This is a genomic window from Mesorhizobium sp. B2-5-4 (assembly GCF_006441095.1).
Lineage (GTDB): Bacteria > Pseudomonadota > Alphaproteobacteria > Rhizobiales > Rhizobiaceae > Mesorhizobium > Mesorhizobium salmacidum.
On sequence record NZ_VFUR01000001.1, the window covers coordinates 1 to 13,823 of the forward strand.

Here is a 13,823-nt window from a genome sequence, read left to right on the forward strand (position 1 = left end):
AAACGATCGACCATCCGAATCATCCCTCTTCATTCCTTACGCACGGAATCACCAACCCGGTTCCGTGCAAAGGCCTCACAAGGGGAGAAGGGAAGTCCCGCGCAACCGCTGCCGCACCACAGGCCTCACTCGCTCCACTTCACCTTGGTGAGATCATTGGCCTGGATAGGCGCGTTTTCCCATAATCCCTGCAATTTGGCGTCCCAGACGCCGATCTTGGGCAGTTCGTAGAGGAAGCCGACTACGGCGTCGTCGGCCAGGATCTTTTGTGCCTCGCCAAGCAATTCCTTGCGCTTAGTTTCGTCGGAGGTGAGGTTGAGGTCGGCGATTATTTTGTCGAAGGTCGGATTGTCGTAGTTGAAGTAGTAGTCCTTGCGCGAATAAATATCGATGTCGTTGGGTTCGGTGTGGGAGACGATGGTCAGGTCGTAGTCCTTCTTGGTGAACACCTGGTCCAGCCACTGCGCCCATTCGACCGGGATGATTTCGAGGTTGATGCCGACATCGCGAAGTTCCGAGGCGATGATCTCGCCACCCAGCCGTGCATAGCTGGGCGGCGGCAGTTTCAGCGTCGCCTTGAAGCCGTTCTCCAGCCCGGCTTCCTTCAGCAACTCCTTGGCCTTGTCGATGTTGTGCGGATAGAGGCCGGTGAGGTCGACATAGTCCTTGTTGGCTGGCGACATATGCGAGCCGATCGGCAGGCCAAGGCCGGCCGAGGCGCCGTCGATGATCGCCTTGCGGTCGAGCGCGTACGAGATCGCCTGCCTGACCTGCAGCTTGTCGAAAGGCGGCTTCTTGTTGTTGATCGCCAGGATGGTCTCGCCCTCGGTCGAGCCGATCACCACCTTGAAACGCGGGTCGTCCTTGACCTGTGCCAGGCTGTCGGGATCGAAGAAGGGGAAGGCCTGGATGTCGCCGGACAGCAGCGCCGGCACATAGGCCGCGGCATCCGGCACGATACGGAACTCGACTTTGTCGAGGAACACCGGAGCGCCCCAGTAATGGTCGGCTTTTACCAAAGTGATCGATGATCCCTTGGCCCAGTTCTGGAATTTGAACGGGCCGGTGCCAACAGGTTTTTCCTTGTTGGTATCGGCGGATTTGGGGGACACCATCACCGCGTCGCCCCATCCCATATTGTAGAGGAAAGACCCTTGCGGGTTCTTCAGCGTGATCTTGACCGTTGCCGGATCGATGATCTCGACCTTGTCGATGGCTGCGAACAGGCCCTTCTGCGCATTGACCGAATTGTCGGCGCGGGCCCGGTCGAGCGAGAATTTCACATCGTCGGCGCTGAAATCGGCGCCGTCGTGGAATTTGACGCCGGTGTGCAGCTTGAACGTATAGATCTTGCCGTCATCGGAAATTGTCCAGCCCTCGGCCAGATCCGGCAGAACCTCGCCATTGGGGCCGATCCGGGTCAGACCCTCGAAGACATTGGCGTAGAGCACTTCCTTGATCGCCGCCGCAGCGCCCGCTGTTGGATCGAGATGGGGCGGTTCGAGCGGAATGCCGATGACCAGGTCGGTCCGGGCCGCAAAGGCCTGACTTCCGGCGGCCAGCGCAAGGACCGCCGCGGCCAGAATGGTTTTCCACAGTCTCATCGTGCAACTCCCCATGCGTTCAGGACACGTGCTCAAACCGGGCGATAGAAGCGTGATTTCGCGCGGGAGTAAATTGCGTTTCGTGCTACCGGGCAGGATGGCCGGGGATGTTTCTGCCGTGCCAGCCCTGTCGGCAGGTCGAAGCTTGTCGCGATGCTGGATTATTCCGTGGCAGTGCCACGCAGCAGCACGTTGAGCCCGATCGCCATCACCTTGGCTGATTCCACCATGTCCGATACGCCGACCCACTCGTCCGGCCGGTGGGCAAGATCGAGAATGCCGGGTCCGTAGGCGATGCAGTCATAGATGTGGCCGATGCGGGCAATGTGCTTCTGGTCGTAGGTGCCGGGCGAAATGACGTAGTCGGGCTCGCGGTCGAAGATCGCATGAATGCCTTGCGCCACCGCCTTGACCACGGGCGCATCGCGCTCGGTCATCAGCGGCAGTACTTCCATCAGGTCGCGGATTTCATAATCGAACTTTTCGCGCTCGCGCTTCAGTCGGTCGAGAATGCCGGTCACTTCGGCTTTGACCGTGGCGAGATCCTCCTCGAGCAGGAAGCGGCGGTCGATGGTCAGCCGGCAGGAATCGGGCACGTTGGGCGAGGGCAGGCCGGGCCGGAAATCCTCGGTCTGGCCGCCATGGATGGAGTTGATGTTCATGGTCGAGCGCCTGGCGCCTTCCGGCACCACCGGCATGCGCGTGATCTTGCGGTCGAGCGCCGGAAACAACTCGTTCTCGAAGGCCCGCAGGACGGCGCCCATGTGGCGCACCGCATTGTCGCCGAGAAACGGCATCGAACCGTGCGCGATCTCTCCCTTGGTCTCGATCTCCGCCCACCAGACGCCGCGATGGCCAAGGCAGATGCGGTCCTTGTTCAACGGCTCGGGGATGATGACGTGGTCGACCTTGGGTTTCGAGAAATAGCCGAGCCTGGCCAGATGGGCGACGCCGCCGAAGCCGCCGGACTCCTCATCGACCGTGCCCGAGATCTCGATGGCGCCGGGAAAGTCGGGGAAGACTTCCATGAAGGCTTCGACAGCGATGATGGAGGCGGCGAGGCCGCCCTTCATGTCGCAGGCGCCGCGGCCATAGACCTTGCCGTCCCTGACGACGCCGGCAAAGGGATCCACGGTCCAGCCCTCGCCGGCCTCAACCACGTCTATATGCGAATTGAAGTGGACGCAGGCGCCGGGTGACCGGCCGTCGAAACGGGCGACGACATTGACGCGCGGATAGCGATCGGTGTCGCCGGGCGTGCCTTCGGCGCGGATGAACTCGGTCTCAAAGCCACGTTTCCTTAGCCGCGCACTGATATAGTCGGCGCATGGCCTGTAGGCTTCGCCGGGTGGATTGACGGTCGGAAAACGGATCAGGTCGGCGGTCAGCGCCACCAATTCGTCGCGCCTGATATCGATTGCCTTGAGGAGTCGCTCGTTCATGCCGCGATTTGAGCAGCGATCGCCGTGGTTTTGCAAGCCCGTCGATCAATCCGTGCAGCGCGTCCCTGCGGCAACTATCGCGGGAAATCGTTCAAATTAGCTGCTTTGGATTGGCGAATTGATCAAGGACTGTGTGTTATCCGTTCACCGCCATTAAAAAGGTGAAAAAGAACGTGATGGCGAGCAGGCAAGGGGCAATCAAAGGGGTTTGATCGCATGAAAATGTCATTTCTCAAGGCAGCAGTATTGGTTGTTGCGCTGTTTGGCGCATCGGTCGCAAGTGAGGCGGCCACATTGGTGGCGAATATCGACGTGTCGTCGCAGACAATGACGGTCCGCTATGGCGTTTCGGTCTATCGGTGGGCCGTGTCGACCGCTCGGCCAGGCTATTTCACGCCACGCGGCACCTACCGGCCGCAACGCACGGCGCGGATGTGGTATTCGCGCAAATACGAAATGTCGCCGATGCCTTATTCCGTATTCTTCCATGGCGGCTATGCCATCCATGGAACAGGCGCCGTCAGGCAGCTCGGCCGCCCGGCTTCGCATGGCTGCGTGAGGCTGCATACGGCAAATGCCGCAACCTTCTATTCGATGGTGCGCGAGGTCGGATTCGGCAATACGCGTATTGTCGTCACCAATTAGGCAATTGGCGGTTCACTGATATTGGCTTTGTCTGCTGGCGGAGGAACCCACGTTCCCGCCAGCGGCTTGCTCAGGTGTTTGAGGCGGGAGCCGGGTTCGGCCGCTTTTTTCGCCGCCAGTTGCTGATCTCCCACCTTTTGTGGAACCACATCCACTGGCCGGGATCCTCGCGCACCCAGCGCTCGACGACGTCGTTCAGCATCTGGGTGGTGGCGTGGACGTCGACGCTGCCGTCGGCCGTGCGCGGCAAGACCAGCTTGTCCTCAATCTCGAGCCGGAAGCGGTTGCCTGGCAACCTGACACAACGCGCCGGGTAGACGTCGCAGTCATAGTGACGGGCAAGGGTGCCGAGCACGCGGTTGCTCTGGCAGGGACGGCCGAAGAAGGTCGTGTCCAGGCCGTTGGAGAATTTCTGGTCGACGAGAACGCCGATATTGCCGCCATTCTCCAAGACTCCCGCCAGCGCGAACGAGGCGCCAGCCATCGAAGGGAGCAAGCCTCCCATGGTCGATCGCCTTGTCGAAAGGATGTAGTCGGCCAGGTAGGGGTTGTTGGGCGGCCGAAACAGCGCCGTGATGTTCATGCCAAAGGTCGCGGCCGCCACCGGCAGCAGCTCGAAATTGCCGAGATGGCCGGTGAAGACGATATGCGGCTGCTTCTCGGCCGCGATCTCGACGAAGTGCTCTGTTCCCTTGACCTCAACCCGACCCGGCTTGCCGGCGGCGGGGTCATAGTCGAACAGGGCGTCCAAAAAGATGTATTCGGCGGCAAGGCGGGCCATGTTGCCCCACATGTCGGAGGCGATGGCCTGGATTTCGCCATCACTCTTTCCCGGATAGGCCTTGCGCAGATTGTCGATGGCGACCTGGTGGCGTCCGACCCTTGGGCCGATGAGGCGAGCCGTACGGTCGGCAAAATTCAGCGCGCTGTCGACCGGCAGCAGGCGCAGCAGCGACATGATGATCATCGCCGCGCGCGCGACAAGCCAGTAATTCATCTGGCGCAGTTGTCTGCCATAGCGAAATGTCAGATCGCGGCGAAGTTTCTTGAGCACGGAAATCGAGGCTCTAGGCGACGCGCAGGACGATCTTGCCGAAGACGTCGCGGCCTTCCATGCGCTTCAGCGCGGCATCGATATCGTCGAAGCCGACCTCGGTGTCGATGACCGGCGCGACCTGCCCCACGGCCATCTTCTGCATGGCGTTGGCCATGTTCTCCATGCGGCAACCGAAGGATCCGAGCAGTTTCAACTGCTGCTGGAAGAGCTGCATCAGGTTGATCTGCGTCGACACGCCCGAGGTCGAGCCGCAGGTCACCAGGCGGCCACCGCGCTTCAGGCACAGCATCGAGCCGGCAAAGGTGTCGGTGCCGACATGCTCGAACACGACGTCGACGCCCTTCTTCTTCGTCAGCTTGCGCACGACGCCTTCGAAGCGGTCGTCGCGGTAGTTGATGACGTGGTCGGCGCCGAGCGCCTTGGCCTTGTCGATCTTGTCGTTCGAGCCGACCGTGGTGATGATCGTGCAGCCCATCCGCTTGGCCAACTGGATAGCCGCCGAACCGATGCCCGATCCGCCGGCATGGACAAGGATCGTCTCGCCGGGCTGCAGCCTGGCATTGTCGAACAGCATGTGCTCGACGGTGCCGAAAGTAACGGGTGCTACCGCGGCCCCGATGTCGGTCACGCCGGGCGGGGCGGGGACCAGCAGGCGCGCCGGCAGGTTGATCTTCTCCTGCGCGAAGCCGTCGAGATGGAAGCCGTGAACGCCCGAAACATGTTCGCACAGATTGTCGCGGCCTTCGCGGCAGGCGCGGCAGAGGCCGCAGGTGCGCGCGCCGTAGATCGACACCAATTGTCCGGGAAGCAGGCTGGAAACGCCGGGACCGACCGTCTCAACCTCGCCGGAAGCCTCGGCGCCGACGACCAGCGGCAGCTTGCGCTTGGCGAAGGCCATGCCACGCCAGCCCCAGACGTCGATATGGTTCAGCGCCACTGCCTTGATGCGCAGCGTGACTTCGCCAAGCGCGGGGGGTGGCGGGGGTGGCAGGTCCACCGTTTCAAGGCGGCGGTCCTCGATAAGTTGCAGTGCGCGCATGGAGCCTGTCGGTTCTGTTAAGCGGAAAGGGCTCGCTTAGACCGGTTCCCGCGCCATGACAAGGCAAGTGTTCTGGCCGCCGAAGCCGAAGGAGTTCGACAGTACAGTGCAAACCTGCGCATCGCGCTTCTTGTTCGGCACGACGTCGAGCACGATCGCAGGGTCGGGATTGTCATAATTGATGGTCGGGGGAATGACGCTTTCGCGCATCGTCATCAGCGAAAACGCCGCTTCGACCGCGCCCGCCGCCGACAGTGTGTGGCCGATCATCGACTTGTTGGACGAGATCGGCATAGAGCCGATGCGCTCGCCAAACACCGTCGACAGCGATAGGTGCTCCATCTTGTCGTTTTCCGGCGTCGAGGTGCCGTGGGCGTTGACATAGTCGATCTCGTCTTCGCCGAGGCCCGCATCGGCAAGTGCGGCCCGGACAGCGGCAATCGCCGGCGAACCGTCCGGCTTGGAGCGGGTGCGGTGGAAATCGTCGGCCTTTTCGCCACAGCCGCTGAGGATGCCAAGAACGGCGGCCCCACGGGCGAGCGCCGCCTCCAGCGATTCCAGCACCAGAGCGCCGGACCCCTCCGCCAACACAAAGCCGTCACGGTCCTTGGAAAACGGCTTGGAAGCCTTTCCCGGATTGTCGTTGTGAGTGGAAAGAGCCGACAGCAGCGAGAAGCGGATCAGCGCCTCGGCGGTTGCCGAACCGTCGGCGCCGATCGACAGGGCCCGGTCGCATTCTCCACGGCGGATCGCCTCGACGCCGAGCTGGATGGCGGTCGCGCCGGACGCGCAAGCTGTCGAGAGCGTGATCGGCAGGCCGCGCGTGCCGAACCGGTCGGCGAGCCGGTCGGCGATCGAACCGAACTGGGTGGTTTCGAAAACATCAAGCTCCTTCAGGCCGCGCGCCACACGCAGCAGCCTTTCGGCGCCGGAATCCTGCTTGTCGGAATTATAGAGCGAAAAGCGGTCGTGCCAGTCGAGTTCTACCGGTGGCGAGGCGAGGAACAGAGGGCCGCCGAAATCACCGGAATTCAGGCCGGCTTCGCCAACGGCCTCCTGCGCAGCGGTTTCCGCAAGCTCATAGGTGAGGAGGCTTGCTCCCTTGGAGCTCGACGGCAGAAAATCGACCATGCCGGAGATACGCGTGTTGAGGTGATCGACCGGGAAACGGGTGATCGGGTGAATGCCCGACTTGCCCGAAGTCAGTGCTGCCCAATTATCTGATTTGCCGACGCCGAGCGAGGTCACAACCCCGATGCCGGTGACGGCGACAACGGGCCTGCCCATGTGATCTCTGAACTTGGCCATCCGGGAGCCCCTCTCATCTCTGCGGCATGATCGCGAAACGCGCCTCAGGCGGCGTTGACCAGCGCCATGCCCTCGAATTGGTGATAGCCGATCGCCGTTGCAAGGACGCTCGCGGGAATGCCTTCGAATGGCTTTTCGGCCGTAGCGTCAAAAACAGGGTAGGCGGCCTTGCGGTCGACAGCCAATGCCGCCAGCGCCACGGCGAAGGGGAACTGTGCTTCCTTCATATGCCCGGTCAGCGTCGAGAAACCGCGCGTGGCGATTGCCGGATCGGCATCGAGCGCTGATTTCTCGGCAATGGTTGCCGCATGTGCGCCGGACGCGCCGGACATGGCGAGCAGCTTGCCGTTCGGCGGCGCCGCCTTTTTAAGCAGGAGAGCGATCTCGGCGTCGAGTTCTCCGCGCGACCGCCTGGCGCGGCCGGACACGATTTGTCCGAGCTCCGCGTAAATCTTGCGCCCGCGGCTTGCCGCGTGTTCGCGCTGCTCAAGCACCAGGAAGGCTCCGCCGGAACCTGACACCACGCCGCCGCCCTCGGCGCCCTGCCTTCGCCAGACAGGCCTCCACGGGCCGCGATGCAGATAACCGGCCAGTTCATAGCCGAGCAGCATGTCGGAATGTTCAGTCTGGAAGGCGCCGCCGACCAGGATGTGCGTCGACTGGCCGGAGCGGATTCGCGCGGCCGCCGTCTCGACGGCGGCGACGCCGGCGCCTTCCTCGCCCATGAACGTGCGCGACGAGCCCGTCACCTTGTGGACGATGGAGATGTTGCCTGCGAGCAGATTGGAAAGCTGCGCCAGGAACAGAGTTGGGCGCAGCTCTGTGGTCAGCTTCTCGTTGAGCAGCACGTCGCGGTCGTTGCGGCTTTCCGAAGCGGCGAGAATGTCAGCGTCGACCGCTTCGTCGCGCTCGCCGCCGCCGGCTGCCACGACCATGTCCATGGTGGTGCACAGCTCGTCATTGCCCTTGATGCCGGCATCGTCCAGGGCGAGGCCCGCGGCATAGGTGCCGAGCCTCTGCCATGTCTCCATCTGCCGCTGGTCGCCGCGCTTGGCGATCTGAAGGTTCCAGTCGATCTCGGGCAGCGGATGGACGGTGTAGGGTGCAAAGCGCGCGGCTTCGAGCACCGGCTCCCGGCCGGGTTGCGCCAGCTTCTGCCAATGGGCGTCAGGACCTTCCCCCAGCGAGGAAACAAGGCCGATACCTGTGATGACGACGTCGTGGGGGCTGCTCATGGGCGGCTTTGTGGGTCAGGCGGCGGAGCGCGTCAAGTCACGCGCCCTGATGACCTCAGGCGGTCTTGGCGGCAACCAGCGCGTCGATCTTGGCGCACAGGTTCTTCATGACGAAGTAATCGTCGGTCGAAGCCTTGCCGTCATTGACTTCCTGGGTCCACTTTTCCAGCGGCACCTTGATGCCGAATTCCTTGTCGATGGCGAAGACGATGTCGAGGAAGTCGAGACTGTCGATACCGAGATCGTCAATGGTGTGGCTCTCGGGCGTGATCGTGTCGATATCGATCTCACTGGTATCGGCAATGATCTTGGCGACTTTGTCGAACGTGGTGGAGTTCGTGGTGGACAAGGGCTTTTCCTTCTTTGCGGGCGGAATCTGTCCGCATTCGTTTGGGCGCTGTCTAATCGGTTTTTTCCGGCAGGAAAAGGCCTGATAGCCGGGCGCGGATGGGCAGGGTGCCCAGGAAACGCAAGAAGAGCCGCCGGTTGACCCGGCGGCTCTTCCATTGACGTAACGTAAGCTCAGCTGTCGCGGAGCTTGACCAGGTCGTTCAGCAGCCCGCCCGTTCCGTTGTGGACAGTCAGCCGCTCGACCTTCCAGAAGCCGTGCACGCCAGCGGCAAGTGTCCGCACAAGGACACCGTCGATGAACAGCAGCCCGGCCTGGCCGTCGACAACGGGGTGAACGGACATCAATTCCGCCTTCCGAGCCTGGCCGAGCCGGCGCACGACCGCCGGATCGATGGCAAGATCGGCCGAGGTGTCGACCACCGTCACCTTCCACGGTCCGGCATCGGTCCACAGCACCAGCTTGCGGTCCGGCGCCAGCACGGAATGGAGGTTGCCGTCACGCTCGATGACGGCGACTTCCGTGCGTCCGGTGCGGATGACGGTAAAATGACGCGCAGCCACGTCCGGGAGCTTGTCGAACAACGCCTTCTCGTACGCCGAAACGAATTCCGGGTTCTTCAAATCGTGCCGGGACACCTCAAGGCTCTGGTTCCGGTTGGCGAGCCAGTGCTCACCCGGCAGCAGGACAGCCTTGATCTCCCCCTTGTGGAGGGTGAGGGCACGTTCGTTTTCCCTTACGAGGACGCGCTCGCGCCCAAGAACCTTGTCGAGAATAGTCGTCATTGTCTTACTCCTGTCGGGCATGGCCCCATGCGAGGCGTCACGTCATGCGTCGATCTTCCCTTCGTTTCTCGTTTCGCTTCGAATTCCGGCACGAATGATCCAGGGACTGGTGGCATCAATCCGTGGCGGGCCTTCGGGAGCGGATCGCGGGGCAGCGAAGCGGGCGCCGGAGGCCAAAACCTCCCTTGCCGGCGACGCTGCGCCTTGACCATCACCGCGAGCCTGGCCGCGAGCCGATGGCATCGGACCTTTCGATACGGCTTTGGCCCGAAGGCTTCGGCCGTCCGTCAGGTCTTCAGCATTCCAGTCCCCGGACCGTTTTCAGATAACACCTGGCAGGGTGCTGGCTTATCAGGCCAATGGAGAAGGAATCGAACCTTCGACAATCAGATTATGAGTCTGATGCTCTAACCAAACTGAGCTATCCGTGGTGCAGACGACGGGACTCGAACCCACAACCTCCGGATTAAGTCCGGCGCTCTCCCAATTGAGCTACATCCGCGACCCCAATCCCCAAAGCTGCGCCGTATACAGGGCGGCAAAGCCGCCTGCACGGGCGGAGACGAAAGCTCCAACCGTTGTGCTCGCTTCGGTTTTCGTGACCGGGAGCGCGCCTATAGTCCCTGCGACGGGTTGTCGCAAGCGGCATTGTCGCGGCCAAATCGCGGCTTCTTGCGGCGGTGGCATTTCGGCAACACTGGTTGCCGCGCCTGCGATCGGGGAGTTGCGGTCTCAGAAGGTGACGCGGCCGAGCACGCGCAAGCCGTCGCCTTGCGGCTCGACCACCACTGCTTCGCCTTCGCGCGGCGATACGCCGGTCAGCGCCACGATGTTTTCGAGATGGGTGACCATGACCATATTGTCGGAACCGGTATAGGCGCGGATTTCCTTCATCACCGCCGCGATCTGCGCCGCCTTCTCCGCCGCATCGCTCTTCAAAAGGTCGAGGGGTGCAAAAAGCTCCGGCTCGGCCTCGAAGGCGGTGCGCGCCGTGTCGAGGCAGCGGCAATAGCGGCTGGACAGAATGCGCTCGATCGGAGCTGCGCGGGCGGCAAACAGGGCGCCGATCTTGCTTGCCTGCTGCTTGCCGCGCGCCGACAGATTGACCTGGGTGGCGCAATTGCCGATCTCGAAATTGGCCGGGTCGGTGGTGCCGGTGACCATGGCGTGGCGCAGCAGCACGACATGGCCGCCGTCGCGCAGCAGCGCCCAGCCGGCGTCCGTCGCGTGCGCGGCGGCGGGGACGACAAGCAGGAACAACGCCAAGGCTAACCGGATCATCGCCACCCTTCCATGAGTCCGTATCGGGCTCCAACCATTCGCATATAGAGATTGGAAAGCGGGCACAAAGACAAGCCGGGCGTCGGCCGCGTCTCAAGCCTCACTTTTTGGCGAGCTGCTGCCTCACCAGATCGATCTTCTGGTCGGTGAGCGGGATGGGGATTGTGTAGCCGGCTTCGGTAAAGCCCTGTTTGGCGTTCTCGAAGAACGCGATCGCCTTGAGGTATTCCGGCTTGCCGCCGCCATAGCTGGCGCGGTTCCAGTGGATGTCGCCAAGGTTGTTCTGTTCGAAGGCCCACTGCATGGGCTGACTTTCCCTGGTGAACACTTTCAGCGTCGCCGTGAAAGCCGCCTCGGCGTTATCGAGATATTTGCCGGTCCGTTCGATGTTGCCGAGGTTGAGGAGGCTCATACCGATACCGTTCTGGGCGTTGGCCCAGTCGACGGGTGCCGTCTCGATGGTCAGCACTTCAAGCGCCGCACGCCGCGCGGCGATCGAATCCTGCAAGGTCCTGGGGTCGGCATTGCTCATGCTCAACCAATGCAGCGTCGAGCCGAGGCCAGCCTGACTCAGCCCCCATTGCCGCGGATTGGTCTCGCGCCAAGAAGCTGGAGCGTGTTGCCGAGATTATAGTAGCTCATCGCCCAATCGAGGGGAAATTTCCGTCTGACATAGACCTGGCGGGCCGCCTGGAATGCCGCGGCCGGCTGCTCCAGCCTGGATGCGTCGCGGGTGCGCTGGCCAAGCGTCTGGTAGATCGAGCCGAGATTGTTCTGCGCCGACGCCCAATCCATCGGGAAGCGCTGCCTGGTGAACACCGTCAATGCATCGTCATAGGCTGCCGCCGCCTCTTCAAGCGTGCCGGTGCCCGTGTCAAAACGGGCGACACCACTCAGCGCATTGCCGAGGTTGAGCCGGCTGGTGGCCCAGGAGACGGGGAATGTGTCGCGGGTTCGCACTTCGAGCGCGGCGCGAAAGGCGTCGACGGCCTCGTTGATCCTGGCCTTGTCGTTGAGCTGGATGCCGAGGGTCACAAGTGTGTTGCCGAGATTGTTCTCGACCATCGCCCATTCGACCGGCGTCTTCTGGCGCGCGTATTCCTCGAGCGCCAGCCGGTAGGCCGCTTCCGCCTGGGCCAGATGCTCGCCGCCGGGTTCACGTTCGGAGAGCGCATAGAGCGCGAGGCCAAGATTGTTCTGCGAGGAAGCCCAGTCGAGGGGAATCTTGTCGCGCGGGCGCTTCTCCAGCGTGGCACGCATCGCCGCTACCGCCTCGTTCAAGCGCTTCGGGTCGCTCTCGCGTTCGCCAATCTTCAACAGCACGTTGCCGAGATTGTTCTGGGCCGCGGCCCAGTTGAGATCGTCTTTCACACGTTCGAACACGGCGAGCGAATCGCGTAATATCTGCGCGGCCTCTTCGAGATGCGAGATCTCGGTCTCGCGCTCGCCGATGTTCTGCAGCACCACGGCCATGTTGTTGCGGGTGATGGCCCAGTCGCGATTCTGTTCGCCATTGGGAATGAAGTTCAGGATGGCGCGATAAGCTTCGATCGCGTGCTGCAGAGCATCCAGGTCGCCGGTGGCGTAGCCATAGGAATTAAGCGCCTCCGCCTCCTGGTTCTTGTAGTTCCAGCGCAGCTTGTCATCCCATTTCTCGGCCAGCGAGAACGCCTTGGCGTAGTCGTTGGCGGCCGATTTGTACTCGAAGACCAGCGCCGACGCGTCGGCCCGCTTGGCGTAGATCGCGGCATCGGCGATGCGCTTCTGCTTGATCAATTCCTCAGCCTGGTCGACCGTGTCGTTGGTCTCCTCGACCCGCCCCACGGCATCATCGAGGAATTTTCGCGCCGTGGCGATCGCGCCCTGGCCGATGGCCTTGTCGGCGGAGGCGACCAGACGCTTGATCTCCGGGTCGTCGGTGCGCAACGCGGCGCGCTCGGACATCATCTTCTTCAGGCGCTCGGCCTGCGCATCGAGCACTTTCCGCAGGTCGGTCGGATCTTCGGGGATTTTCTCGGTGCCGAGTGCCCGCAGCACCCCATAGAGTGCATCGAGCGGCACGCCCTCCTGCAGCGATGCCAGTTCCACCTGTGCCCGCTTGGGGTCCGGCAGATCGGAAATGGCCAGCAGCAACTGCCGCCGCTCACCGGTGATCAGCTCGTCATCGCCGGTCGGCTCCGGCGGAGCCACGCCGAAATAGAGCAGGCGGCGCAGGGTTTCGTTGACCCAGGGGCGCTGCTTCGCCTTGGTGTCGAGATAGACCTCTTCCGTGACCATGCGCATGACCGAGCCGAACTCGGTGCCTTTCATCGCCACGAGGTGGCGCAGCAGGGCGGCCGCATAGGGGCTGTTTTCGCCAGCGGCGCCATCGAGTGCCGGACGGCCGGGTTCCGCGGCGAAGCCGATCACCGTGCCGAGGCTCGCATCGGCCGCCGGCGCGTTGCCGAGGGCCTTGGCGCCGCGCACCGGTTCCAGTCCCCCGGCGCCGATCGGCTCGGCCGAGGCGGTCGGCGCACGCCGCACCATGGCATTTGATGGAAACGGATTGGTGCGGCAGGCATCGAGCAGGATGATCGTCACCGGCACGGTCTTCTTCAATTCGTCCATGACGGCGGAAATCGGCACCAATGCCTGATCGGCATCCTTGAGCGACGAGACGTCGGCGTCGATCGGAACCAGATAATTCTCGCCACCAGCCTCGATGCCGTGACCCGAGTAGTAGATGAGGGCGACGTCGGCGCCTTCGGCATCCTCGACGAAGCGTTCGAGATCGCGCTTCAGCTTGCTCGCATCACGGTCGGACGTTGCGGGCGTCGAAGCCGAGATCGGTCAACATCTTGGCCATGTCGCGGGCATCATTGGCCGGGTTGGGCAGGGCAGCGATGTGTTCGTATCTGGACTGGCCGACGATCAGCGCCACGCCCTTGAGGTCTTTTGCCTCGGCAGCCTGAAGCATCGACGCGGCAACGGAGACAAGCATGGCGGCAAACAACGTCAGCCACGCACGCCGGAAAAGACGCAGTTTCGAGGTTTCGACAAAGGTCATTTGTCGTTCCGCCCTGATGATCCAAGCCCTCT

General features: G+C 62.7%; 13 protein-coding genes and 1 tRNA gene. 1 reads left to right on the forward strand and 13 read right to left on the reverse strand.

Annotated features, from left to right (window positions below; genetic code table 11):
* Positions 1–125: 125 nt before the first annotated feature.
* Positions 126–1,604 (reverse strand): ABC transporter substrate-binding protein, encoded by a 1,479-nt coding sequence (locus FJ492_RS00005; protein WP_140711371.1) that lies wholly within the window; start codon positions 1,602–1,604, stop codon positions 126–128.
* 161 nt (positions 1,605–1,765) lie between these two features.
* Positions 1,766–3,046, reverse strand: coding sequence for an acetylornithine deacetylase/succinyl-diaminopimelate desuccinylase family protein (locus FJ492_RS00010; RefSeq protein ID WP_140751675.1), 1,281 nt, complete (start codon positions 3,044–3,046; stop codon positions 1,766–1,768).
* A gap of 216 nt (positions 3,047–3,262) precedes the next feature.
* Here FJ492_RS00010 and FJ492_RS00015 point away from each other — a divergent pair, with 216 nt between their 5' ends.
* Positions 3,263–3,691, forward strand: a complete 429-nt coding sequence (locus tag FJ492_RS00015; protein WP_140751677.1) for a L,D-transpeptidase — start codon at positions 3,263–3,265, stop codon at positions 3,689–3,691.
* Positions 3,692–3,761: 70 nt separating this feature from the next.
* Here FJ492_RS00015 and FJ492_RS00020 read toward each other — a convergent pair whose 3' ends face one another.
* The 11 genes from FJ492_RS00020 to FJ492_RS29405 form a co-directional block, all read right to left on the reverse strand.
* A complete protein-coding gene (locus FJ492_RS00020) occupies positions 3,762–4,745 on the reverse strand; it encodes a lipid A biosynthesis lauroyl acyltransferase (protein ID WP_181166080.1) in 984 nt (327 codons plus the stop codon).
* 13 nt (positions 4,746–4,758) lie between these two features.
* Positions 4,759–5,787 carry a zinc-binding dehydrogenase gene (locus FJ492_RS00025; protein WP_140751679.1) on the reverse strand — a complete coding sequence of 343 codons (1,029 nt, stop codon included), beginning with the start codon at positions 5,785–5,787 and terminating at the stop codon, positions 4,759–4,761.
* Between the two features lie 36 nt (positions 5,788–5,823).
* On the reverse strand, positions 5,824–7,095 hold the full coding sequence (locus tag FJ492_RS00030; protein WP_140751681.1) for a beta-ketoacyl-ACP synthase: 1,272 nt from the start codon (positions 7,093–7,095) through the stop codon (positions 5,824–5,826).
* Positions 7,096–7,139: 44 nt separating this feature from the next.
* Positions 7,140–8,330 carry a beta-ketoacyl-ACP synthase gene (locus FJ492_RS00035; protein ID WP_140767926.1) on the reverse strand — a complete coding sequence of 397 codons (1,191 nt, stop codon included), beginning with the start codon at positions 8,328–8,330 and terminating at the stop codon, positions 7,140–7,142.
* 55 nt (positions 8,331–8,385) lie between these two features.
* Positions 8,386–8,679, reverse strand: a complete 294-nt coding sequence (locus FJ492_RS00040) for an acyl carrier protein (RefSeq protein ID WP_027029416.1) — start codon at positions 8,677–8,679, stop codon at positions 8,386–8,388.
* 173 nt (positions 8,680–8,852) lie between these two features.
* Positions 8,853–9,464, reverse strand: coding sequence for a hypothetical protein (locus tag FJ492_RS00045; RefSeq protein WP_246675835.1), 612 nt, complete (start codon positions 9,462–9,464; stop codon positions 8,853–8,855).
* 356 nt (positions 9,465–9,820) lie between these two features.
* A tRNA-Met gene (locus FJ492_RS00050) sits at positions 9,821–9,890 on the reverse strand.
* A 306-nt stretch (positions 9,891–10,196) separates the two neighbouring features.
* Entirely contained in the window at positions 10,197–10,745 is a 549-nt protein-coding gene (locus FJ492_RS00055) for a histidine phosphatase family protein (protein ID WP_140711375.1), read from the reverse strand.
* A gap of 100 nt (positions 10,746–10,845) precedes the next feature.
* Entirely contained in the window at positions 10,846–11,277 is a 432-nt protein-coding gene (locus FJ492_RS29020; protein ID WP_246675837.1) for a hypothetical protein, read from the reverse strand.
* 38 nt (positions 11,278–11,315) lie between these two features.
* Positions 11,316–13,571, reverse strand: coding sequence for a caspase domain-containing protein (locus tag FJ492_RS00060; protein ID WP_348641898.1), 2,256 nt, complete (start codon positions 13,569–13,571; stop codon positions 11,316–11,318).
* Positions 13,537–13,791, reverse strand: coding sequence for a caspase family protein (locus FJ492_RS29405; protein ID WP_281408062.1), 255 nt, complete (start codon positions 13,789–13,791; stop codon positions 13,537–13,539). Before FJ492_RS29405 ends, FJ492_RS00060 begins: the two co-directional genes overlap by 35 nt.
* Between the last annotated feature and the right edge of the window lie 32 nt (positions 13,792–13,823).